This window comes from Priestia sp. D51 (assembly GCF_053345675.1).
In genome coordinates, this window is sequence record NZ_JBLTIR010000003.1 from 595,257 (window position 1) to 618,025 (window position 22,769).

General features: G+C 39.1%; 26 protein-coding genes. 13 read left to right on the forward strand and 13 right to left on the reverse strand.

What is annotated here, in order from left to right; all coding sequences use genetic code 11:
• Positions 1 to 152: 152 nt before the first annotated feature.
• Genes ACNHOZ_RS14855 through nagA form a run of 4 tightly spaced genes read right to left on the reverse strand, consistent with a single transcriptional unit; the run spans position 153 to position 3,604 of the window.
• Complete coding sequence (locus tag ACNHOZ_RS14855) at positions 153 to 878, reverse strand: SIS domain-containing protein (RefSeq protein WP_047751446.1); 726 nt, start codon at positions 876 to 878, stop codon at positions 153 to 155.
• An 18-nt stretch (positions 879 to 896) separates the two neighbouring features.
• Positions 897 to 1,622, reverse strand: a complete 726-nt coding sequence (locus tag ACNHOZ_RS14860) for a GntR family transcriptional regulator (RefSeq protein WP_034270436.1) — start codon at positions 1,620 to 1,622, stop codon at positions 897 to 899.
• Positions 1,623 to 1,679: 57 nt separating this feature from the next.
• On the reverse strand, positions 1,680 to 2,417 hold the full coding sequence (nagB, locus tag ACNHOZ_RS14865; protein ID WP_447697232.1) for a glucosamine-6-phosphate deaminase: 738 nt from the start codon (positions 2,415 to 2,417) through the stop codon (positions 1,680 to 1,682).
• Positions 2,418 to 2,419: 2 nt separating this feature from the next.
• On the reverse strand, positions 2,420 to 3,604 hold the full coding sequence (gene nagA / locus ACNHOZ_RS14870) for an N-acetylglucosamine-6-phosphate deacetylase (protein WP_255899842.1): 1,185 nt from the start codon (positions 3,602 to 3,604) through the stop codon (positions 2,420 to 2,422).
• A 327-nt stretch (positions 3,605 to 3,931) separates the two neighbouring features.
• Here nagA and nagE point away from each other — a divergent pair, with 327 nt between their 5' ends.
• From nagE to ACNHOZ_RS14895, 5 genes are all read left to right on the forward strand, one after another.
• A complete protein-coding gene (gene nagE / locus ACNHOZ_RS14875; RefSeq protein WP_255899845.1) occupies positions 3,932 to 5,809 on the forward strand; it encodes an N-acetylglucosamine-specific PTS transporter subunit IIBC in 1,878 nt (625 codons plus the stop codon).
• A 115-nt stretch (positions 5,810 to 5,924) separates the two neighbouring features.
• Positions 5,925 to 6,107 carry a hypothetical protein gene (locus ACNHOZ_RS14880; RefSeq protein WP_080754389.1) on the forward strand — a complete coding sequence of 61 codons (183 nt, stop codon included), beginning with the start codon at positions 5,925 to 5,927 and terminating at the stop codon, positions 6,105 to 6,107.
• A 151-nt stretch (positions 6,108 to 6,258) separates the two neighbouring features.
• Positions 6,259 to 6,978, forward strand: a complete 720-nt coding sequence (locus ACNHOZ_RS14885; RefSeq protein ID WP_033579488.1) for a DUF554 domain-containing protein — start codon at positions 6,259 to 6,261, stop codon at positions 6,976 to 6,978.
• A gap of 130 nt (positions 6,979 to 7,108) precedes the next feature.
• On the forward strand, positions 7,109 to 7,483 hold the full coding sequence (locus ACNHOZ_RS14890; protein WP_221832828.1) for a VOC family protein: 375 nt from the start codon (positions 7,109 to 7,111) through the stop codon (positions 7,481 to 7,483).
• Between the two features lie 79 nt (positions 7,484 to 7,562).
• Positions 7,563 to 7,880: a hypothetical protein gene (locus ACNHOZ_RS14895; protein WP_255899850.1), complete on the forward strand. Its 318-nt coding sequence runs from the start codon at positions 7,563 to 7,565 to the stop codon at positions 7,878 to 7,880.
• Between the two features lie 53 nt (positions 7,881 to 7,933).
• On the opposite strand, the gene ACNHOZ_RS14900 is transcribed toward ACNHOZ_RS14895, so the two are convergent.
• The gene (locus tag ACNHOZ_RS14900; RefSeq protein ID WP_243495614.1) at positions 7,934 to 8,251 is read right to left on the reverse strand and encodes an iron-sulfur cluster biosynthesis family protein; all 318 of its coding nucleotides are present in this window, start codon (positions 8,249 to 8,251) and stop codon (positions 7,934 to 7,936) included.
• 517 nt (positions 8,252 to 8,768) lie between these two features.
• Here ACNHOZ_RS14900 and ACNHOZ_RS14905 point away from each other — a divergent pair.
• From ACNHOZ_RS14905 to ACNHOZ_RS14920, 4 genes are read left to right on the forward strand one after another with little or no spacing between them, the layout of a single operon-like run.
• On the forward strand, positions 8,769 to 10,463 hold the full coding sequence (locus tag ACNHOZ_RS14905; protein WP_255899855.1) for a DUF6583 family protein: 1,695 nt from the start codon (positions 8,769 to 8,771) through the stop codon (positions 10,461 to 10,463).
• Positions 10,464 to 10,477: 14 nt separating this feature from the next.
• On the forward strand, positions 10,478 to 11,701 hold the full coding sequence (locus ACNHOZ_RS14910; protein ID WP_255899858.1) for an ABC transporter permease: 1,224 nt from the start codon (positions 10,478 to 10,480) through the stop codon (positions 11,699 to 11,701).
• Positions 11,701 to 12,843, forward strand: a complete 1,143-nt coding sequence (locus ACNHOZ_RS14915; RefSeq protein WP_255899860.1) for an ABC transporter permease — start codon at positions 11,701 to 11,703, stop codon at positions 12,841 to 12,843. Before ACNHOZ_RS14910 ends, ACNHOZ_RS14915 begins: the two co-directional genes overlap by 1 nt.
• Positions 12,840 to 13,550 carry an ABC transporter ATP-binding protein gene (locus ACNHOZ_RS14920; RefSeq protein ID WP_182029583.1) on the forward strand — a complete coding sequence of 237 codons (711 nt, stop codon included), beginning with the start codon at positions 12,840 to 12,842 and terminating at the stop codon, positions 13,548 to 13,550. Before ACNHOZ_RS14915 ends, ACNHOZ_RS14920 begins: the two co-directional genes overlap by 4 nt.
• Positions 13,551 to 13,602: 52 nt before the next feature.
• On the opposite strand, the gene ACNHOZ_RS14925 is transcribed toward ACNHOZ_RS14920, so the two are convergent.
• From ACNHOZ_RS14925 to ACNHOZ_RS14935, 3 genes are all read right to left on the reverse strand, one after another.
• Positions 13,603 to 14,958: a hemolysin family protein gene (locus ACNHOZ_RS14925; protein ID WP_033578338.1), complete on the reverse strand. Its 1,356-nt coding sequence runs from the start codon at positions 14,956 to 14,958 to the stop codon at positions 13,603 to 13,605.
• A 59-nt stretch (positions 14,959 to 15,017) separates the two neighbouring features.
• Positions 15,018 to 15,383: a MerR family transcriptional regulator gene (locus ACNHOZ_RS14930; protein ID WP_372497427.1), complete on the reverse strand. Its 366-nt coding sequence runs from the start codon at positions 15,381 to 15,383 to the stop codon at positions 15,018 to 15,020.
• 228 nt (positions 15,384 to 15,611) lie between these two features.
• Positions 15,612 to 15,812 (reverse strand): hypothetical protein, encoded by a 201-nt coding sequence (locus ACNHOZ_RS14935; RefSeq protein WP_028414212.1) that lies wholly within the window; start codon positions 15,810 to 15,812, stop codon positions 15,612 to 15,614.
• 147 nt (positions 15,813 to 15,959) lie between these two features.
• Between ACNHOZ_RS14935 and gloA2 the strand changes: the two genes are divergently transcribed.
• Positions 15,960 to 16,358 carry an SMU1112c/YaeR family gloxylase I-like metalloprotein gene (gene gloA2 / locus ACNHOZ_RS14940; protein WP_014461134.1) on the forward strand — a complete coding sequence of 133 codons (399 nt, stop codon included), beginning with the start codon at positions 15,960 to 15,962 and terminating at the stop codon, positions 16,356 to 16,358.
• 5 nt (positions 16,359 to 16,363) lie between these two features.
• Positions 16,364 to 17,230 (forward strand): gamma-glutamylcyclotransferase, encoded by an 867-nt coding sequence (locus tag ACNHOZ_RS14945; RefSeq protein WP_255899867.1) that lies wholly within the window; start codon positions 16,364 to 16,366, stop codon positions 17,228 to 17,230.
• A 156-nt stretch (positions 17,231 to 17,386) separates the two neighbouring features.
• Here ACNHOZ_RS14945 and ACNHOZ_RS14950 read toward each other — a convergent pair whose 3' ends face one another.
• The gene (locus ACNHOZ_RS14950) at positions 17,387 to 18,262 is read right to left on the reverse strand and encodes an aldose 1-epimerase family protein (protein WP_063247597.1); all 876 of its coding nucleotides are present in this window, start codon (positions 18,260 to 18,262) and stop codon (positions 17,387 to 17,389) included.
• Between the two features lie 141 nt (positions 18,263 to 18,403).
• On the opposite strand from ACNHOZ_RS14950, the gene ACNHOZ_RS14955 reads away from it, so the two are divergent.
• Positions 18,404 to 18,850 carry a YndM family protein gene (locus tag ACNHOZ_RS14955; protein WP_016763336.1) on the forward strand — a complete coding sequence of 149 codons (447 nt, stop codon included), beginning with the start codon at positions 18,404 to 18,406 and terminating at the stop codon, positions 18,848 to 18,850.
• A gap of 35 nt (positions 18,851 to 18,885) precedes the next feature.
• Here ACNHOZ_RS14955 and lepB read toward each other — a convergent pair whose 3' ends face one another.
• The 3 genes from lepB to ACNHOZ_RS14970 form a co-directional block, all read right to left on the reverse strand.
• The gene (lepB, locus tag ACNHOZ_RS14960; RefSeq protein ID WP_098112680.1) at positions 18,886 to 19,437 is read right to left on the reverse strand and encodes a signal peptidase I; all 552 of its coding nucleotides are present in this window, start codon (positions 19,435 to 19,437) and stop codon (positions 18,886 to 18,888) included.
• 190 nt (positions 19,438 to 19,627) lie between these two features.
• On the reverse strand, positions 19,628 to 19,963 hold the full coding sequence (locus tag ACNHOZ_RS14965) for a LapA family protein (RefSeq protein ID WP_014461129.1): 336 nt from the start codon (positions 19,961 to 19,963) through the stop codon (positions 19,628 to 19,630).
• A gap of 677 nt (positions 19,964 to 20,640) precedes the next feature.
• Complete coding sequence (locus ACNHOZ_RS14970) at positions 20,641 to 20,979, reverse strand: YmaF family protein (RefSeq protein WP_013055902.1); 339 nt, start codon at positions 20,977 to 20,979, stop codon at positions 20,641 to 20,643.
• Positions 20,980 to 21,233: 254 nt separating this feature from the next.
• On the opposite strand from ACNHOZ_RS14970, the gene ACNHOZ_RS14975 reads away from it, so the two are divergent.
• Complete coding sequence (locus ACNHOZ_RS14975; RefSeq protein WP_016763340.1) at positions 21,234 to 21,641, forward strand: DUF1259 domain-containing protein; 408 nt, start codon at positions 21,234 to 21,236, stop codon at positions 21,639 to 21,641.
• Between the two features lie 203 nt (positions 21,642 to 21,844).
• On the opposite strand, the gene ACNHOZ_RS14980 is transcribed toward ACNHOZ_RS14975, so the two are convergent.
• Positions 21,845 to 22,597: a M48 family metallopeptidase gene (locus ACNHOZ_RS14980; protein WP_028414208.1), complete on the reverse strand. Its 753-nt coding sequence runs from the start codon at positions 22,595 to 22,597 to the stop codon at positions 21,845 to 21,847.
• Between the last annotated feature and the right edge of the window lie 172 nt (positions 22,598 to 22,769).

Consider the following 22,769-nt stretch of genomic DNA (forward strand, 5'->3'; position numbering starts at 1 on the left):
AACATAGTAATTATGTCGGATAAGTAGGTTATGGTGCTGTGAACAAGACTTCTACTGATAAAGAGGAGATCTAGTCCAAATCGTACAGTCCGACTTTGATGAGATGCTTTCAAGCATCTTTTTTTTGTGCAAAAAAACAGCCGCAGGGGCTGTTATAGGGCAGTAATTCTTCCTTTGTAAGCATCAATCAACCGCTGGTTATGTTCATCTGAACCTTCCATGTTTCCGCTTAAAAAGACAGGAGGCGTGATGCCGCGGCTGAGCAGTTTTTGTATGGCTTTAGATAGGACATCATTTAGGATAGCGCCTCCAATTACAGTAGAACCAGAAGCGAAGGAAATGTCTTGCTGATGAAGAAGAACGTCTCCTTTTGGAATATGATTATTAATAACAAGATCCACGACATCATGAAGGTATTTTCCGCTTTTATGTCGCGAAGCCCGGCTCGTGGCATAAGAAGGAGAGGTAAGCCCGATAACAAAGGCGCCTTTTTCTTTTGCAATCAAAGCTACATCAATCGGAACGGGATTTACGCCCGATGTAGAAATGACAATCATGATATCGCCTGGTACGATATCTTCTTTTTCCATAAAGGTGGAGGCATAGTCGTTTTTACGCTCTAGCTGTGAAGAGCGCGAAGCTCCTTTATGAAGCATCAGTTCTTCTACAAAAATAGGATGAATCGGCGCAAGCCCTCCAGAACGGTAAAACACTTCTTCCGTTAAAATATGAGAATGACCGCACCCAAATAAATGAATGAGGTGATGAGAAGCTAATTGCTGTGAGATTTTCTCGGCTGCGGATTCTATTGCCTGCTGTTCATGCGTCTCCACTTTAGCAAGCAGTTTTGTTAGTTCCTGTAGATATAAACTAGACATAAAAAAAACTCCTTAGTTTTAAGATCGTGTCATGTTAATCGTAAACTTATAGCGGTCTGCTCGGTACGAAGATTTCACCACTTCAAGCGGCGTGCCGTCTTGCAAATACGTATTTCGTTGAATCAGTAGAACGGGTGAATATGAGTTGATTCCAAGATGCTTCACTTCGGTTTCAGAAGCTAAAATGGATTCTAACGTTTGATTGGCTTCGCCAATATTTAGGCCCAACTCTTCTTCTATATAGCGGTAAAGAGAGTCGTTAACAATGGATTCTGTTAACCCTTTGACTAAGTTAGCGGATACATATACGCTTTCAAGCGCCATTGGCACGTCGTCAGCTAAACGAATACGCTTGATTTCATAAACAGGTGCATGAAGAGAAATGTGCAGCTGCTCGGCAATTTTTTCTGAAGCCGCAATGATTTCAAAGCTCAGCAATTTACTGCTTGGCACCATTCCGCGCGCTTTCATATCTTCTGTAAAACTCGTTAATCCAACGAGCTGCTGCTCCAGTTTTTTTTCAGATACAAAGGTCCCGCGGCCTTTTTGACGATATAAATAACCGTCGTTTACTAAATTGTTAATCGCTTGGCGAACGGTCATTCTACTGATTTCAAATCGTTCTGCAAACTCTCGTTCAGAAGGAAGCGAATCATTTGGTTTTAACTCTCCGTTTTCAATTTGTTTTTTTAACTGTTCTTCAATTTGATAATAAATCGGAAGAGGTGAGCTTTTATCAATCACTTAAGTTCTCTCCTTTATGTAAACCTCCTCATCTAAAAAAGACGAGGAGGCTATAAATTAAACCGTAGTCGATACTTTAGCTAAAGCTTCTTGGTCCGCAATAATTGTAACACAGTGATGCTTCTTTAAAATAGAAGCAGGGAAGTCTTCTGTGATTTCTCCGTTAAGCAGCTGATACATCGCTTCTGCTTTGGCTTCCCCGGAGATAAGCAGTAAAATTTCTTTGCTTTTCATAATCGATTCAATTCCCATTGTAATAGCCTGAGTAGGCACTTCGTCAAGAGAATTAAAGTAGCGCGCATTGGCTTTTCGCGTTGACTCTTCTAACGTCACAATATGAGTAGGAGAGTTGAATGACGTACCAGGTTCGTTAAAGCCAATGTGTCCGTTTTGACCGATTCCAAGAATCTGAAGGTCAATGCCTCCGTGATTTTGAATCATTTCATCGTAGCGGCGGCATTCTTCTTCAGGCGTATCAGCTAGGCCGTTAGGAACGTGTGTGTTGCTTACGTCAATATCAATGTGATTAAATAACGCATCTGCCATATAGTAGTGGTAGCTGTTTGGATCTTGCGGCTTCATTCCGACATATTCATCTAAGTTAAAGGAAGTAACGTGTTTGTAAGACGTACCGTGCTCTTTATGATCTTGAATTAAACGATCATATAATCCTTTCGGCGTGCCTCCCGTTGCAAGTCCCAGATTCATATTTGGCTTTTCATAAAGTTTGCTAATCAGCATATCAGCTGCTGTTGCACTCATTTCACTGTAGTTTTTCACTTGGATGATATTCATTGTTAGTCCTCCTTTTGAAAGCTCAATGTGCCTCGGCAAAATGTCATTTCAACATCTAAGTTTTCATTTAACACCACGATATCCGCATCTTTTCCAACTTTAAGGCTTCCTTTTGTATCAAACAGGTTAAGCTGTTTTGCTGGGTTTTCAGCGGTCATCTTTACGATGTCTTCTAATGAGCAGTTCGTAAAGCTCATCGTGTTTTTAATTGCATCGTTCATCTTTAAGATGCTTCCTGCTAACGTTCCATCTGCAAGGGTAGCCGTTGTGTCGTTTACGTGAACAGGCTGTCCGCCTAAATCATACGTACCGTTTTTTAGCCATTTGGCACGAAGAGAATCCGTGATAAGAATCATGCGTTCACTTGTAATTTGATCGTACGCAAGCTTGACCATTTCAGGTCGGCAGTGGATGCCGTCTGTAATCAGCTCTACAAATAATTCATCTCTCAAATAAGCGGCGCCTAATACGCCGGGCTCTCTATGGTGAAGACCGCGCATGCCGTTATATAAATGCGTAATATGAGAAGCTCCTGCTTCAATGGCTTCATCAACTTGATCATATGTGCTGTCGGAGTGGCCAATAGAAGCGACAACGTTTGTTTCTTTTAAATAAGAAGTAAGCGCTAAGCCGTTTGGCTGCTCCGGAGCTAATGTAACAAGTTTAATATGTCCTCCGGCTGCTTTTTGCCACTCTTGAAATAGTCCCACATTCGGATCTTGAATGTGAGTAGGAGGCTGCGCGCCCGCACGTTTCGGTGAAATAAACGGACCTTCTAAGTGAATACCAACTACTTCAGCATCCGCATCTGTTTGCTCTTCGATATAAGCGCCCGCGTTGCGAAGTGCTTTTTCAACCGCTTCATTCGACTGCGTCATAGTAGTTGCTAAAAAGCTCGTTGTACCTTCTTTTGGAAGCGTGCGCGCCATTGTTTTTAATGCTTCTGCCGTACCGTCCATCGCATCGGCATTGTTAACGCCATGAATATGCACGTCAATGGCACCAGGAATCACTTTATAGGAAGGAGAAAGCTCAATTACATGGTCTTTCGGCTGACGTACGTATTGATGGATCTCTCCGATTTCAGTAATTTTCTGGTTCGTTAGTTTAATATACCCGTTTTTTAATGTCTGATTTTCACTATAAACGGTTACATTATAAATAATGATGGATGAATGTGTATCCATACATACACTCCTTTGCTCGTTGTATTGATTTAAGTGTAACGCTTTTTGGAATAGTTGTCTAGACCAGTTAACTCTTTTTTGTGAACTAGAAAGTTTTGTAAGGGCTTTTAACGTTGATATAGAAAGGTTTTTAAAAAGAAAATTGGTATAGACAACTATATATTTTGTGTGCTAGTATGAGTCCATGCAGTAAAACCGCCTTTATTTCAGCTGATGATGTAATCATAGGCCGGGGTAAATGCGGTAACTTGTCATCCGATAAATATTGTTACGAAAATCCTTGCTCGTAACATCGGGTTAAATACGTTATACAAAGGGGATAGAAACATGCTGAATTTTTTACAACGTATTGGTAAATCGCTTATGCTGCCAATCGCAGTATTACCTGCTGCGGCATTGCTTCTTCGTTTGGGTCAAAAGGACTTATTGGATATTCCATTTATGGCTCAAGCCGGAGATGCGATTTTTGCGAATTTAGCACTACTGTTTGCACTCGGAATTGCTGTAGGGCTTTCAAAAGATGGAAGCGGTGCAGCAGCACTTGCCGGAGTCGTTGGTTATTTTGTATTAACAAAAGGAACTGTAGCTATTGATAAAGATATTAACATGGGTGTACTCGGCGGGATTGTCTCAGGGGTAACGGCCGGTTTACTATACAATCGTTTCTCAGCGATTAAGCTGCCCGAGTGGCTTGGCTTCTTTGCAGGAAAGCGGTTCGTACCGATTATTACGTCAGTCGTTATGCTTGCGCTTGCAGGAATTTTCGGGGTTATTTGGCCGCCGATTCAAGATCAAATTAACAACTTAGGAACGTGGATTACAGGAGCAGGAGCGCTTGGTGCAGGTATATACGGATTTTTAAACCGTCTGTTAATTCCAATTGGACTGCATCACGTGTTGAACAGCTTAGTGTGGTTTGTATTCGGAGACTATCACGGCGTAACGGGAGACTTGAATCGCTTCTTTAAAGGAGATCCAACGGCAGGAACGTTCATGTCTGGATTCTTCCCGGTTATGATGTTTGGTTTACCGGCAGCTGCGCTTGCGATGGTTGCAGCAGCTAAAAAAGAAAAACGCAAACAAGTCAGCGGTATGTTAATCGGACTTGCGGTTACTTCTTTTTTAACAGGAATTACGGAACCAATTGAATTTCTATTTATGTTCGTAGCACCGCTATTATACGTTATTCATGCCGTTTTAACGGGAATTTCGATGGCTTTAGCCGTTGCTCTTGGCATTCACGCTGGATTTGGATTTTCAGCAGGGGCCATTGATTTCTTCTTAAACTACGGAATTTCACAAAAACCGCTGCTGTTAGCGGGAATTGGAATTGTATATGCGGTCATTTACTTTGTCATTTTCTACACGCTGATCAAAGCATTAAATTTAAAAACACCGGGACGTGAAGATGATGAAGAAGTAGACACACCAAACGAAACGGTTGTAGCAACAGGCGATAAATATGTGGATATGGCATCGTATTTTATTGAAGATTTAGGCGGAAAAGAAAACTTAACCGTAATTGATAACTGTGCGACTCGTCTTCGCTTACAAGTAGCTGATGCTAGCAATATTAATGAAGCTGCCTTAAAGCGCCACGGAGCGAGAGGAATCATGAAGCTCAATAAAACAAATGTTCAAGTCATTGTCGGAACAGAAGTAGAGTTTGTTGCAGACGCAATGAATCAATTAGTTAAATACGGCACAGCGTCAACCGCTGCACCTGTTGAACAACAGGCTGTTCAAGCAGATGCACACACAGAGTTTGTGTTACCGTTTGAAGGCGTTGTAAAGCCGCTTAGTGAAGTGGAAGATCAAGTGTTTTCACAAAAGATGATGGGTGACGGCTTTGCGATTGAACCGATTGAAGGAACGCTCGTATCACCGATTAACGGTGAAGTCATGACCGTGTTCCCAACAAAACATGCGATTGGCTTAAAAACAGTAGAAGGAATTGAAATCCTGATTCACGTTGGGTTAGATACTGTGAATTTAAAAGGAGAAGGATTTCAAGCGCTTGTTCAAGAAGGTGACAGCGTTCAACAAGGAACACCTCTTTTACAAGTGGATTTAGAGTATGTTAAAAAGAATGCAACGTCGATTGTGACACCGGTTGTATTTACCAACTTGCCAGCGGATAAAGAAGTGAAGCTGTTAAAAACAGGCTACCAAAAGCAAGGTACAAAAGACGTTATTACATTTTAATAAAAAGTCTGGAACAAACCTGTTCTAGTTAAAAGAAGATCCGAACGATTCATAGTTCGGATCTTTTTATTGTGATGGTGAACGTAGATTTAATCTATTTAGTTGCTTCTGGCTGTTGATTGGAGGGCAAGGCGAAGACTCCTGCGGGAAAAGCGGAACAGGTGAGACCCCGCAGGAGCATAAGCGACGAGGAGGCTTACCGGCCGCCCGCGGAAAGCGAAGCCTTGCACGGAAATCAACAGCGTTGTTGCAAGCAATCAGCTCATGTATCCTATTTGTTCGTTTTTATATGGGGTAATCTAGTTACGTTTCAATCTCTTTTTTCTTTTCTTCATAATTGAAAGAATTTTGTGTTAAAATTTAGGGTGTTTGATACAGCTAGTGCGGAGCAGAGAGGGAGTAGAACAAGTGAAAAAAGAAACGGCATTATTCAAAGTAAAGGTGACAGCATGTTTATTATAGGAGCATTAGTCAATGGATTAGCAATTGTTGTAGGAACATTAATGGGCAAGCTTGCTCACCGCATTCCTGAAAAAGTAAGCGTGACGGTGATGCAAGTGATGGGTTTATCCGTTATCACGCTCGGTCTGCAAATGGGTTTTAAAAGTCATCAGTTTTTAATTGTAATTTTGAGTTTAGCCATTGGAGCGGTTATTGGTGAGTTCATTGATTTAGATGAAAAGCTAAACCTTTTAGGCAATATGATTGAACGAAAATTTCAATCACAGCAAAATGACAAGCAAACATTTAGTATGTCACAGGGCTTTGTGACAGGAACGCTAATTTTTGTTATTGGAGCGATGGCGATTGTAGGGGCATTAGACAGCGGAATACGAGGCGATCACAGCGTATTGTTTACGAAAGCGGTGATGGATGGGTTTATCTCATTGTTATTAACGACTACGCTTGGAATAGGCGTCATTTTCTCAGCGGTGCCCGTATTTCTGTACGAAGGTATCATTGCGTTATTTGCTACGCAAATTAATGCGGTTGTGCCGCAAGATTTAATGAATAGTATCATTGCCGAAGTCACAGGAGTAGGCGGCGTGTTAATTTTAGCAATTGGAATTAATTTATTAGAAATTATTAAAATTAAAGTTGCTAATTTACTGCCTTCGATTTTAATTGCGGTTGTGATTGTAGTTGTACAGCATACATATTTTTTATGAAGAAAAAGCTTGTGAATAGTATTCGCAAGCTTTTCTGTATATATGAGCAAAAGTTAAGGAAGTAGCAGGTATAAAGTGATACGTGGATAATGGTATAGAATGAACAGAAAAACAAAAAGGAGGATTAAAAATGCCGAGTCCTGTTTTCAACAAAATGAATACGGTATTTATTCACGTATCCAATTTAAAGTCTTCAGTAAAATGGTATAGCGAGCTATTGAGTCAAGAATACAAGATGAGCCAGGTGAAGAACCCTGTTTATAATCTCAAAATTGATGGAGAAACAGGGTTAACGCTGGATGCTGGCCCAGAAGGAACAGAAAAACAAATAGTGGCTAGTCTCCATCCAATTTTTAATTTCCATACGGAAGATATTAAAGAAGCGTATGAATTTGTTAAAGAGCTGGACTATACGATTGATTCTCCGATTACTTTTTTTGATGATTTTTCGTTTTTTACGATAAAAGATCCAGATGGACATGTGGTCATGATTTGTACAGGTTAAGTCGTTAGCTCCAGAAGTTTAAGGTATAGTATACTAATAATAAAACCCTAATGAGATGAAGTAAGGAGAAATACTGCTTATGAAAGACAATCAACCGATTACAGCTCTTATTGTTGCACAAGTGGAGAAGTTAGCACACCAATTTGGCTATGACTTTTTATCTGAAAAACAAGGGAATCAAACGCTTTGTCAAATTCTTCAGCGAGATGAAGACGGATCTATTTTGGCAACGCCGCTCAGTTTTCATTTACATATGAATGAAGACAAAGGGACGGGAGATATTGTTTACTACCATGAACAAGGAGAATTTAAGCGTCAGCAGGTGAATGTCTATGAAGAAAATAGCCTTGTGAACGTTTTGTTATTTATCCAAGAGCGGTTGAAGGTCAATCGATAAAAACGATTAACCTAACATATGCAAGAAAAAAAGCAGGGAGCTCCCTGCTTTTTTTATGAATTGATATAACGCAATCCTACGCGGTTATTAAAAATTTGGTTATGATTTTTGAAGACAAAAGCACCTGCTGCATGATCGATCACCAGCTCATTGTCGTACACTTCTTCCATGTCATCATCAACAATAAATTCTAGGTCTTCAACCGTTACAACTTTTTCATAAGGTTGAAGGCTGCGCTTTGAGATGATCTTCATTTCATAAATTGTATTAACAATATCGCAGCTCCCCCGATCAAAAGAAAGCTGAATAATTTGATTTTGTTCTACTTTCTGCAACGCTTCTTTTGCAGAAGGAGTGACGCGTATATTCATAGTGATATCCTCCTTTTTCTATTCTCAAATTAAATTGTGTGAAATGTATTTAGGAATACTTTATTCGATTTTTATGTCACGGGCAAGAAAAAAGCTTTCTTACCATTATTATTTCCCTTTCAAAACGGAACAAAACGCTGATGTTTTTATCATGTTTTCATAAAGACGTACATACATATCACCTGTATGTGATTATAGAAAAAAGAGATCAGCTATAGAAAAACTGTGCTTTGTAATTCTTAGGTGTAAATGCTTAATTATAGGAATATATTGTAAAAATATAAGAAGATAAGTCATTTACCTATTTTAATAGTTATTGAGATAGTTTTGAATAATTGGTTTTATTTTCAATATATTGGGTACTTAAGTAGAGTACTTTGCACACGATATTGCACCGAAAGACATCGGTTTATCGGACTAATTATTGTCTTATTTTGTCGAAGTAGTAGAATTTATGGAAACCATTCCTTATCATGTACAAAGTGACTAACAAAATACATAGGAGGTTCTGGTGTAGATGAGTGAGAAAGATCAAAACAGAACAACAGACGAAACAGCGGCTTCGCTAGAAACAGCGCCCGCTCCCAAAAAAGCGCCGGCTAAATGGATTATCATTTTGGCAGCTTTAATTGTGATTATTGGAGGAGTAATTACATTTGCTACGGTATTTAAAAAATCTCCTAAGCAGTTATATTTAATTTCTGAAGTAAATACGTATCAAAAAGCAGCAGATGAATTAGAAACGAAGTACAGTGAAACGATGGCTTATCAGGAAAAAGCGATGAAGCAGCCTTCTACCACAAATGCTACTGTCAAAGGCGGCTTTAACATGGATTCACTTTCGTATGATCCAAGCTTTAAAATGATTCAAGATCTTATCAGTAAAGCTGAAATTAAAATTAAAGCGGAACAAGATCCGAAAAAAAGTGAAGCATACGGTTCACTGGCTCTTAATATTGGCGGTTCAAAAGCGCTTGACCTAGAAGGTTTTCAAACGAAAGAAAGAATAGGCTTTAAAGCTCCGATTCTAGCAAATGAATATTTCTATTTAAACTTAGACGAATATGGACAGGTAGCGCGTAAGTTCGATCCTTCGTATTCAGGTCCTGAAACGCTTGATATTAACACGAGCAACGTAAGTTTAGAAGATTTAAAGTTAACGGAAAAAGAAAAAACCTACATTGCAAAAGAGTACGGAACGTTCATTTATGATCAGCTAGACAGCGATTATTTTACAAAAGAAAAAAATGTAGATTATAAAACAAATGGCAAAACGCTTCAGTTAACAAGCGTGACGCTTAACATGTCTGACAAAGAAACAAAACAATTTATGGATAAGCTTATTGCGAAGGTAGCAAAAGATGACAAGCTTCATACTATCTATGCAAATCACGTGTCTAAGCTGTTTAAATCTTCAGCAGCGACAAATCCAGAATTAAAAGATATGGCAGATCCAAAAGAATTGAAAAAATCAGTAAAAGAAAGTCTTCAAGACTTCCAAAAAGAAGCAAAAGATACGACTTACCCTGGCGGTGTTAAATCAACCGTGTACGTTCAAGATGATGTTGTTGTAGCTCGCGATATGAACATGGGCGTAAAAAATGCTTCTAACGATAAAGGAAAACTTAACGTCGTAACTAAAAATATTCCGTATGAAGATAACAAAACGGCTAAGCAGTTCAAAGCAGCCCTAACCGATAGCACTACCGATGATGCATTTACGTTTGATATGAAAAATGACGTAACAACGGAAAGTGAAAAGAGAAAAGAAAACATGTCTATTCATTTGTTAACAAAAGATTCAAAAGATGAAGACACGAATATGACGTTTAAAATGAATTCAGTAATCAACGGTAAAACCGATGCAAAACAGACGGCTGACCGTACTTTCTCTTTAGACTTAGGTGATCAAGAAGATCTAGTAATAAACGGAGAAGTAAAGCAGAATCAAGCAATAAGTGCTTCAAAAGGAAAAGCAGATTATTCGTTTGATATTCGTACAAAAATAGGACCAAAAGCAGATCCTGCAAACGTTACTTTAAAAATTGACTCTGCTTCTCAATTAAAAAAATCAGCCTCTATTCCAGAGCTTGACGCATCTAATGCGACAAACGTAAAAGATGTAACGCCTGAAGGTATGCTGTCGATTCAAGAAAACTTCGCTAAAAATGTTCAAGGTCTCATGATGAATATGGGAACCGCTGGTTACTAAAAGGTGCAAAGCAGATGAAGATATATTTCTCTTTGACTCTTTTTACATGTAAAGCTCTATTGAAAAATATAAAATCTCTCATACTGCTAATAATGATCCCTGCTCTGTTTTTACTTGGAGCAGGGATCATTATTAGTCAGACCATGCAAGGTGAGGAGAAAGTCAATCGGTTTCCCGTGGCCATTGTGGATAAAGATGATACTGCACAGACGAAGTACGTCATCGAACAGCTGACTGAAGGTAAGCTTCGCAAGATCATGAAGCCGCTTTATACGAATGAAGAGAAAACTAAACAGCTGCTGCGAGAAAATAAAGTGGCAGCCATTGTAACGCTGCCAAAAGGTTTTAGTCACGATATTGCTCATGGGAAAAATCAGCCTTTACACGTTATTGGAAACAGCAATAAGCCGCTTCAGTCACAGCTGTTTCGCTACGTGATGGAAAGTGCAGCCGACTACACGTCAGCCGCTCAAAGCGGTATTAATACGGTTGATGCCTTTTTAGAAAGAGAAAATGTTTCCGATGAAAAGAGACGCGCAGAATTTAAGAAGAGCTTAGTAACGTTTGGGCTTCATGTATTAGATAGAGGAAGTTTATTTGATGAACAAGTAGAAACGAGTTTCTTTCAGCAGGATATGAAGCAATATTATGTCCTGTCTTTTGCTGCTTTGCTGCTTATGATTTGGAGCTACGGCGGATGGCTGCTTGCTAGTGAAACGCAGACTTCTCCCGTGCTGGATCGAATGAAAACAAGAGGTGTATCGTTTCTTCGCATTTATTTAGCGCAGCTGATGGCTCTGTTTGTTCTTTTGCTACCGGTATCTGTCGTTTTGTTTGGAAGCCTCATTAAAGGACTGAAACTGCCTGTAACCGGTACGTACGGAGAGCTTTTTCTAGGGATAAGCGGAAGTTTGTTTGCTTTTTTATGTTTGTTTTTACTTCTTCGGGTTCTTTTTTTATCACAAAAAGCTTATCAACTAACCGGCATGCTGTTTATTTTGCTGAGTGCGATTTTAAGCGGACATGTTGTGCCGGTCGTCTATTTACCAGACTGGGCGATTGGTTTTCAGAAATGGTCACTCAACACCCGCGTCTTGGAGCTGTTATTTTATGAATTTGATGGATATAACACAAACGAAGCTTTTCTTTACCTTAAGCCTATTCTCATTACGGCAGCAGGAAGTTTTGTTCTTGCTGTTGGCTACGTGATGATTTTGCAAAGGCGGTGGAGAAAATGATGAGTGAAAAAATAAAGCAGCTGCTGAAGCGTCCTATGCTTATTGTCATGATCTTCTTTTTACCTTTAATAGGAACGGTCATCAGCAGCTCATTTTTAGCAAAAGTACAAAGTGATTCAAAAATACCCGTTGCTCTTGTCGATCAAGACCACAGCAACATGTCTAAACAAGTGCTGGATCGACTACAGAAAACAACAGAAATTCAGTTTCTTTCTATGAATGAAGAACAAGCGAGAAAGCAGCTGGCAAAAAATAAAATTGACAGCATTTTTGTGTTTCCTAACGGATTTCAGCAAGAAGTAGAAGCGGGGAATTATCAAGGAGTCATTGATTTGCTTACGCTGCCTTCTTCTGTTGCGACAGAAGCGGTTCGAGAAGTCGTGGCCAGTGAAGTGACACGGTTAACGACAAATGTTAAAGCCGCAAATGAAGTGCGTTTTTTATATAAAGTCTATCACATTCATGCAGGACCGGATTTATGGAAAGAAGCGTATCACTATACCGATAACCAATGGAAACCAAAGCCGCTGATGACAATTGATTACGAGGCGCAAGGAACGAAGAAGCATAAGAAGCAAGGGAGCGTTCAAATGACCGGATACGTGCCGCTATGGGGATTTTTTACGCTTTTACTTTGCTGCATTACATCAGATTGGATGATTAAAGAGCGGAGTCATCTTTTTAAACGAATGAAGACGATGCAAAAAGGACTTTATGGTTATATTCGAAGCGTCAGCGCCGCTTATGCTGTGCTATACGTGCTTCAAGCTCTCATCAGTTTTGCTCTATTTAAATGGCTGTATGGAGCAGAGTCTTACGGTGTGCTGCTGTATATGTGTATCTATGTGATCACATGCGTTGCTTTTAGCACGTGGCTTGCAAGTGAAAGTCAGCGAGTTGGCTCTTATTATATGATCAGCGTCGTCACAGTCACAGGACTCAGCATAATAGGAGGGAGCTTTTTCCCGGTAGGAGAGCTTTCTGCAACGATTGAAAGAATAAGTCAGTGGCTTCCGCAGCATCTGCTTCTGTATCAGCATACACTGCCGCTTACGTTCATTTGGAAAGAGATAGCTGTTTCCATTGGATGCATATGTTTGTGCACGTTTAAAATAGTGTGGAATGTGAGGAGCATTAAATGATTGAAATTAACAATGTTAGCAAAACATACGGAAAAAAACAATCGTTAGCAAATGTTACGCTGACCGTAGAAAGTGGAGAAGTCATTGGTCTTTTAGGACCAAACGGCGCTGGTAAGTCAACGCTTCTGTCTATTTTGTCTACCATTACGGCTCCTTCAAGCGGGAATGTCACGATTGGAGGCTTATCGCTTAAGAAAAATCAAAAAGCGATACGAGAAGTCATTGGCTACGTTCCACAAGACATAGCGCTGTGGGAAGAGCTTAGCGTAAAAGAAAACATGAAAATGTGGAGCAAAATGACTTCACGCTCTTTGTCGAATGAACAGCTTCAGTCTCTTTGCTCAGCTGTACAGCTCGAAGGAAGATGGAAGGATAAAGTGAAAAATTTATCAGGAGGCATGAAGCGAAAGCTGAATATAGCCGTTTCACTTATTCATGAACCGTCCGTTTTGTTAATGGACGAGCCGACAGTCGGAATTGATTTGCAGTCCAAGCTTGAGATCATTCGTTATATTAAACAGCTGGCGGCAAAAGGAAAGACGATTATCTATATTACCCATGATTTGAATGAAATTTTAGGCGTGTGTGATCGGTTTGCCGTCTTAAAGGAAGGAAAGCTGGAGTTTGTCGGCACAATGGACCAAGCGAAGGAAAAGACTGGGGAAGACGCAGAAGAGAACGTTGTGTATAAGCTGCTGCATGATTAAGAGTAAACAATCATAAAAAAAGAGCCGCTTCGTGAAGAAGCGGCTCTTTCTATTATGCTTGTGTAACTTCTTGTTCTGGTGAATGGCTTTCAGGCTGCACGCGTTCTTCCTCAGGAAGGGCACGTACTTCCACTTCTTTCATTTGGTGACCGTCCATTTCTTTTGCAATAAACTCGTATCCAAAAAGTTTGAACGATTCGCCTTCTTGAATATCGATATTTTGCATCAGCATCCAGCCGCCGATTGTATCGATATCATCGTTTTCAATTTCGATATGAAGCACTTCGTTGACTTCTTCAAGCAGTACTTTTGAGTTAAAGACAAAGTGCTGATCGCTGATTTTTTGAACAAGCGGCTTTTCATCTGTATCAAACTCATCTCGAATTTCTCCAACGATTTCTTCTAAAATATCTTCAACGGTAACGATACCAGCCGTACCGCCGTACTCGTCAATCAACACGGCCATATGCGTCCGTTTCTTCTGCATCGAGCGCAGTAGGTCTTGAATCGCTACGGTTTCAATTACTTGAATAATAGGATTCATATAAAGCTTCACACTTTGCTTTTTTAACGCATCGTTAATTACGACATCGTTTAGAATCTCTTTGACGTTGACTAAGCCGATAATGTTATCTTTATCTCCGTCAACGGTAACAGGGTAACGGGTGTAGCGGTCTTCTACAGCAAGCTTTAAGAAATCTTCAATGCTGTCGTCTTCAGAAACAGCTGAAATTTCTGTTCTTGGTACCATGATTTCGCGAGCAACACGGTTATCGAATTCAAAAATGTTGTTCACGTACTTATATTCAGACTGGTTAATTTCCCCGCCTTTAAAACTTTCTGATAAAATAATGCGCAGCTCTTCTTCACTGTGCGCAAGTTCATGCTCTGAAGCTGGCTTTAATCCAAACATGCCAGTTAACAAACGGGCAGAACCATTTAGTAACCAAATGAAAGGGAACATGATTTTATAGAATAAAATTAACGGACGAGCAAACAATAATGTAACTGTTTCAGCTTTTTGAATCGCAAATGTTTTTGGCGCTAATTCACCAACGACTACGTGAACAAACGTTACAAGCGCAAATGCGATAATGAATGAAAGAATATGTGTTAAAGATGCAGCAACACCCAGTTCTTCAAACAGAGGTTCCAAAATCTTCGCAACAGTCGGTTCTCCTAACCAACCGAGTCCTAAAGCAGTAATCGTAATACCAAGCTGACACGCAGATAAATACTCATCTAAGTGTGTCGTTACGGTTTTAACCGCATTCGCTCCTTTTTTGCCTTCAGCAACAAGTTGATCTACCCGTGAACTACGAAGCTTCACAATTGCAAACTCTGAAGCAACGAAAAAAGCAGTGAGTACAATTAAAATCGCAAAAATAATTAAGTTAATGGTTATCAATGAATATACTTACTTTATAGTGCTATAAAGTAAGTAAACACCTCCTGTAAATAATAAATTTACGACAGCAGCAGCAGTAAAGAGTGCAAAAGAGTGACGCTTTCTGGTGAAAGCCGATTCATCATTACTTTTCGATCTTCTTCGTTAAGCTTTTCCATAAGCGGTGCAACTTCTTTTAAACTGTCGTTTAGTACGTAAAATTTGGATGCTAATTCGTCTTTGGAGTGGCTATTCTCGGATTGCTCTACAGAAAAGAGAGAAGAAATCTCTTCAAGAGAACGGCCTTCGCTTTTTAATTTTTCAATTAAGTAAAGACGTTTCAGCGCTGCTTCGTTATAAAAGCGATAGTTAGAAGCAGAGCGTTCTGCTTTTAACAACCCAATGTTAGTATAATAGTCAACCGTGCGCTTCGTTACATGTGCCATCTCTGCAAGTTCGCCAATTTTGTATGTCGCAACCCCATCAGAATACCACCTCCTTTAACTATGTCAACCATCACGTGATGGTTTTTATCTACGCAACTATTTATCTTTTATCCTATCGTAATTAAGTATACGCGCGTAAGATCAAAAAGTTTCATTTTTTTATTAGCATTCAGTATATCTCAAAATAAGGTAGTTTGACAAAGATTTTATAAAAAAAACTCGCTTATATTAAGCGAGTTTTTTAGTAGGATGACGTACGATAATGTGCATGCGTTCATACACATATTGAATACGTTCAGTATATTCTATGAACTCAGAGCTCATTGGAGATAGCTGATCAGCAATACGGTGCATAATAGCAGCTTCTTCTTTTAACGAATCTAAATTTTGAGTTCTGTCAATTCTAGATTTAAATGTTAACGAAATCATGTTATTCACCTCGTTGTTATATTACTTGTTATGAGACACTATGTCCGTGACTTTTATCACTCTAGTCAAAGGTGATAACGTAATTATTTGATGTTTGCCGGCATTTTGTGTAGGATGATTAGAAAAGGGTTTTTATGGGAGAATGAAATGAATTTAAAACGAATGCACCACGTAGCCATTATAGGAAGTAATTATGAACGTTCAAAAGCTTTTTATGTAAATGTGTTAGGATGCAAGATTATAGAAGAAACATATAGAAAAGAAAGAGATTCATATAAGCTAGATTTAGAAGTAGCTCCTGGCTATCAAATTGAGTTGTTCTCGTTTCCAAATCCGCCACAGCGTCCTTCAAGACCTGAAGCGTGCGGCTTACGCCATTTAGCTTTTGCGGTTGAAAGCGTAGAGGATTCCAAGCGTGAACTAGAGCAGCAAGGGATTGATGTGGAACCTATTAGGGTAGATGAACTAACGGGAAAAAAATTCACATTTTTTGCTGATCCGGACGGGTTACCGCTAGAGCTTTATGAAGAGAAAGAGGGGGAATAAGGAGTATGTGCAATTATTTATTCGTATACGGAACGCTTCTTGAAGGAGAAGGTAATCACGGGTTGCTGCATCATGCGCGCTCAATTGCCAAGCAGGCAAAAACGAAAGGAAAATTATATGATACTAAGCAAGGCTATCCGATGCTTGATATCGACAGTGAACACATTGTATACGGAGAAGTATATGAAGTGACCAATCAGCTTATGTGGAAGGCGCTTGATGAATTAGAAGGGTACATTCATGAAGGTCATAAAGACAATGAATATGATAAAGTTGTGCAAACGGTTGAAACGGACCAAGGTGAATTTGAAGCCGTTGTATATGTAGCAAGAGACCGTTCTCTGCTGCAAGAATTTATCCCAGGCGGAAACTGGCGCGTATGGAAAGAAGATTTATTAGAAGGCATGCTGTATTTTGCTTACGGTTCATGTATGGATAACGATCGTTTTATTAAGCACGGCGTTGATCAGCATTTCCAAGACTGTCTTGGCAGAGCTGTTTTTAAAGGCTATACGCTTCGATATAACCACGTTATTCATGACGGAGGACGTGCAGACATGGTTGAAGAAGGCGGAGTTGTTGAAGGCAAACTGTACCGTGTGCCGCCCGAAGCAATTACGTATTTGTATGGCAGAGAAGGGGTAGATAATAACGGCTATCGTCCTGCTATTATTTCTGTCGAGCATGAAGGTAAGGTGGTGGATCATGTTCTTACTTTTTTTGTGTTAAATAAAGAAAAAGAAGTCGCACCTCCGGATCACTATTCGACTGAAATTATTCGAGGAGCAACAGGTGTACTCAGCGAAGAATACGTTCAGAAGCTAATAGAGCAAGTACATGCGCTAAAAAATAGCGATGTTGTAAATAATTAATATAAAAAGACGCAGAGACAAAAGTAGTTTAGCTGAAGAAAGCTCCGAACGAGTAATCGTTCGGAGCTTTTCATTGTTATGGTGAACGCAGTCCAGATCATTGATCCCATTTGTTCGTCTCAAGGTTGGATTGATTTTGTTATGTTCTCTGTTGCATTAGCTAAAGGAAACAGAGAATTCTGTTTGAAATACACCGTCTTTTGATAAACGGTTGATGCCTAATTTTTCTTTGAAATTTCCGTTATGGTCATGCGTATCTGCAATTCCAAACCAAGGTTCGATGCAAAGAAAAGGAGCGATTGTATGATTTTCTGCATCATACTTTGACCAAATACCGACATACGGGAAATCATTAAACTGAACGTTAATTTGATTTTCATTAACCGGCGATTTAATTGTAATTCCGTCAATATGGCTAAAAATTAACGCATCATTTGCAAATAAATCTGCGCTTAGCGGCAGCTGGTGTAAATTTTCTGCAGCCCCTTTTTCATGAATAAGAGCGTCTTTTAATACAAATTCCTTCGGCGTAGTTTCAGAAGGCTCTATTTCTAAAAAGTAATCAGAAATCTGCTCGTTTTCACGTAGCGGAATACGAAAAGCAGGGTGGGCTCCAATTGAAAAATACATATCCTCTTTATCTTCATTTACTACTTTCCACTGAAACGTTAATCGATTGTTTTCCAGACGGTAGCTAATTTCAACTGAACATTCAAATGGATATACGTCTTTAAACCGGCCGTTTGTGGCAAATTTCAGTCGTGCTGTTTCGTTTGTTTGCTCAATCACGGTGAAAGTAGAATCACGTAAAAAGCCATGCTGAGGCAAAGAGTATTCGCGCTGATCAACGGTATACTGATCATTTTTTAATCGGCCTACGATTGGAAACAAGACGGGCGATACTCGTCCCCAATAAGCGGGGTCTCCGCTCCACATAAACTGCAGGCCTTTTTCTTTATGAAATACTTCTACAACTTCCGCTCCTTTTTCTTCAATGCTGACTTTCATTTCGCTATTTTCTAGTACAATCATTACAACATCTCCCAAATCATTGTTGTACGCTAGAGCTGTCTCAAACGTACTGGCTTTGCTTATATTATACCCTTCTTGGCAAAAAAGGTATTAATTTCCCTATTTTTGTTCAAATTAATATAGAAAAAGGAGGGTTCAAATATGAATCATGCAACATTATTGCTCATTAAATTTGCAGCGGCACTTATTGCGTTTGGTATAGGCCTTGATTTGTTTTTTGATGCAACCATCGGAGACATTATTTCCTTTAGCTTGCTAACAACAGTTGTGACATATCTAGTAGTGGATCGAATTGTACTGCCTCGAGTGGGCAATCGCGATGCCATTATTGTTGAATTTGTTCTAACATATATGAGCGTATGGATTTTTGGCACATTGTTATTAGACAGCTACGTTCAAATTGCGTGGGGAAGCATTATTTCTGCAGCTATTATTACATTTGCTGAAGTTTTTGTTCACCGCTACCTATTCAACCATATTGAAACAAAACATACAGCGAGAACGCGTCCGGCTTTTAAGCGAAAACTAGCGTATGACACAGAATTTGCAGAAGAACAGCATGTAGAAAATAAGGAAAATCCAAAATAAAAAGAAAGCTCAATTTTGAGCTTTCTTTTTATATGTTAATGCATAAAAGTCATTTCGTTTAAAGGCCAATATTTCATGTTGACTTCTCCCATGATTGAAGAAATGGGGGTGAGGCCAAAATGTCTTCCGTCCCGGCTTATGCGTCTGTTGTCACCTAGCACTAATACGTATCCATCCGGTATCGTGCCGTCTGGAGACAGTTCGTACGTGGAAAAGTTTTCAGTAAATCGCTCGTAAGCGGGCACTTTGGATAAGTATTTATGGAGATGCGGCTCTTTTTTGACCTTGTTATTTATATACAGAACATCATCTTTGTATTCGACCGTTTCTCCAGGTAAGCCCACAATCCGCTTTACTAGAAAATCACTGCTATAGGGAGCTTGTAACACGACAATATCAAAGCGCTCCAGCTTGCTGTGTTTGTTAATAATAATTCGATTGCCTTCGTGCAAAATAGGCTTCATAGAATCGCCTTTTACAGTATAGGGCTGAAACCAATAGTGCTGAACGACAACAGAAAGCAAAACGGTGCCGAGGATGACACTTGTGTATGTAAGAATTTCACGCTTTATTTTTTTATTGATCATAATGGATGAACACCTTCTTAACGGTAAGACTGTCAATTTAAGTTTTTCATAGAGATATAACAGTGTTGATTGTACCATTCAGAACTAAAGTTTTCCATATCTATCTGGTTATGCGTGTATCTCGAAAATATGCTTGGCGGAACAAAAAATGAAAAAAGCCGTTATTCTAGAGAATAACGGCTTTTCTTTATTATAACTGAGCGCGCTCAGTTCGAGTAGCTGGTTGATTTGGCTCTTCTTCCACAACAGGCTCAACAGGCTTATGCTGTTTGATTTCTTCTTCCAGTTCAGCAATTCGCTTGTTTTTCTGTTTCACTTGTCCTCTTAGTTGCACAATTTTTACAAAGCTCAATGAAGCAGCAACAACTCCTCCAAACACGGCCGTTGTTAAGATTATTAAAATAAGAGGCCATTTTTGTGAACCAAATACATAGTTAAATTGTACAGGATCGTTGTTAATTACAGCTAAAACAGCAATGATAAGAGCAAATATAAGTCCTAAAATAAAAAAGCTCTGTCCTTTCATAAGCTGCACTTCCTTTCTTTACATGGTCATTACAACTTTTATAGCGTAACCACTCATTTTAAGTGTTTGCTATCTTGCTTATAGGTATACGTATCCACATTTAAACAAAATCAAACATTTTCTTGATTATATATATCTTTCTTTTAAAACACAATATATCGATTGATGTAGAAACTTTGACATGTCCAAAGACCTGGTATGTCGAATTTTTGGAATAAAGAGCTCGCTTATCCTTTTTTGCTTAAGCAGGGGGAGAGACTTTCATTTAAATCATATATGTACAAAGAAGCTGTGACATAACCAAATGAATTCAACCTAAAGATGAACAAATGAGATACATGAACTGAATCCCTTATGACACCGGAGTTGATTTCCGTGCAAGGCTTCGCTTTCCGCGGGCGGCCGATGAGCCTCCTCGTCGCGCACGCTCCTGCCGGGTCTCACCTGTTCCGCTTTTCCCGCAGGAGTCTTCGCCTTGCCCTTCAGTCGACTGCTAGAAGGAACGAAACAGATGAAGCTTTATTCAAGTAACAAAAAAACGAACCACTCATCAAACATGTTGATCAATGACTCGTTTTTTACTTGGGCTAAGACCCTTTTGTCCCAGCCTCACTTTTATTAAAGCGGTTATATGAACTCAAGCTGAGGCTTTGGCTTAATGGCATTAAATTATTTCATTATCTATCACCCGGAGCAGGGTGGTCTACACCTTTGACATGATGCCGATGCTGGTTGTCTTCGCTGGTATAAAAGTCATAATAGTGAACATGCATACCGTTGCCAATTGGAATAGCTGGACCAGAGTAGGCTTTGTAATGATGTGTATGTCCGTCTTCAAACACAACGTAGCCCTCTGTATAGTGAATGTGGCTTCCATCCTCGCTTTGAATTGGAGGAGACGTTACATCGAGACACTGATGGACATGTCCTGACGCAACAGAAGTGTAGTCCACTGAGCCATGATTATGATGAGGAACAAACCCTGAAATAAAATCATCTTTGCCTATTTTTTTCATTTTACTTCCTCCTATAAATTCAATTTTTAAAAAACTGTTTAAGTAAATTATTTAAATGGGCATCTGAATTTCTCTTTTTAGTTAAATTCAAAAATACATGCTATTGATATGAACAAAGAAAAATAAATATGACTTTTGCTAATAAGGATTTATCAAATGGGTAGTTTTCTTGTGCGTTTGCCGTTTCTATTTAATAACTTTCACATATATTTATTAAGAAAGGACAAGTTATTATAAGAGAGGAAGTCAGCATAATGAGTTGGGAAAATAAAAAGAGTCTATGTCAGGAGTTTGCGAGAATTCTAGGTGGACAAGGCAGTTTAGATGAAAATGGCGTTTGTTTAGTACAAAAGTTTCGTACGATTCGTTTTAAAATTTTAGGGCGTCCAACACGCTCTCCATTAGTTACCCCTCAATTTTTCACTTTTGAAGATTTAGATAGCAAAGGAAGAGCGCTAAATCTAGGTGAAACCGTGCTTTTGCAAGAAGAGGTAAATCCATTATTAACGGAGCTTAGAAAAAGAGATATTAAGGTTACGGCCGTTCACAACCATTGGCTATTTGAAGAACCGAGAGCAATGTATATGCACTTTGAATCCGTAGAACCACCGTTAGATTTTGCACGAAAAGTAAGAGAAGCGTTTAGAGTACTAAAAGGATAAAAAGCAGTTTTTTATAGAATCAGTTTAGTCTTACTTACTGCTTTTAAAATTAGATTAATAAAACTTTAAACATGTATATTATATATTGGTTTATAAAATGAGTTTGAATGAACCTATCAGGTTAACTAATTTTTGAGCAGTAAGACTCTTGTATCAAAATAAAAAAAGCACGCGTTCGCCGCGTGCTTTTTTTATGTATAAACTTAAAATGCGTTTAGGGTGTTATCGCTTAACCACTGTTTGCGTTCAGCTGCATCTTCGAATAACTCATCTGCATTTGTAAATTGAGAAGCAATGACATATTCAATTGTTGCAAGAGGAGCTGTTAGCAAACGCCAGTTTAATACGATTGTATTATCTTGAGTCGTAGCGTATTCTTCACCCAACTCGTCCCACTTAACAGATTCAGGAGCATTGTCAGCTGCTTTTTTAACAGATTTCAAAGCTTCTTGGAATTTTTCACCTGCGCGGCCTTGGTACCATTCTGTTAATAGTTGTCCAATACCTTCATTTGTTTGCTGCTCGTTCCAGCTTTCAGGTACTGTAGCAATGAATTTTGCACGGAATGTCATTTCAGCTTTTGCTACATCTCCACGAACGATGTTTAAGCGGTATTGACGCCCTAGGTAAGGGAATTTGTCTCCCTCTTCAAAAGAACCAGTTTTAGCTGCAGAAGCTGCTGCTTTAGGAGCCTCTTTTTTAGCTGTTTCTTTTTTTACTGCTTCTTTCTTTGGAGCAGCTGGCTTTTCCTCAGCTGGTTGTGAACCGTTTAGTTGTTTTAAAATCCATGTTGCTTTGCGTGCGATGATTGAACGCACATTGTTTTCATTAAGACCTCTTGGGATAATAACTTTTACCCCTTCTTTGTCACAAATTTGCACCGTGATATCGGTTCTATTTGGAACGACTTCAATTTTGTAGTCAATTGTTTGATTGCCTGTTTGATACGTATACATAAAATTTTTCGTACTCCTTTCTACAAATCTTCATTTTATAAGCAAAGGTAGAGTTTGGTCAAATGAAAGAATAATCAGACAGTTATCAACTGCTGTTGCAGCGCCTTGCAGGAAGATATGTATTCCAATATTTAGTGGGAAAGCGCCAATAATAATTGTTTCAATTCTTCTT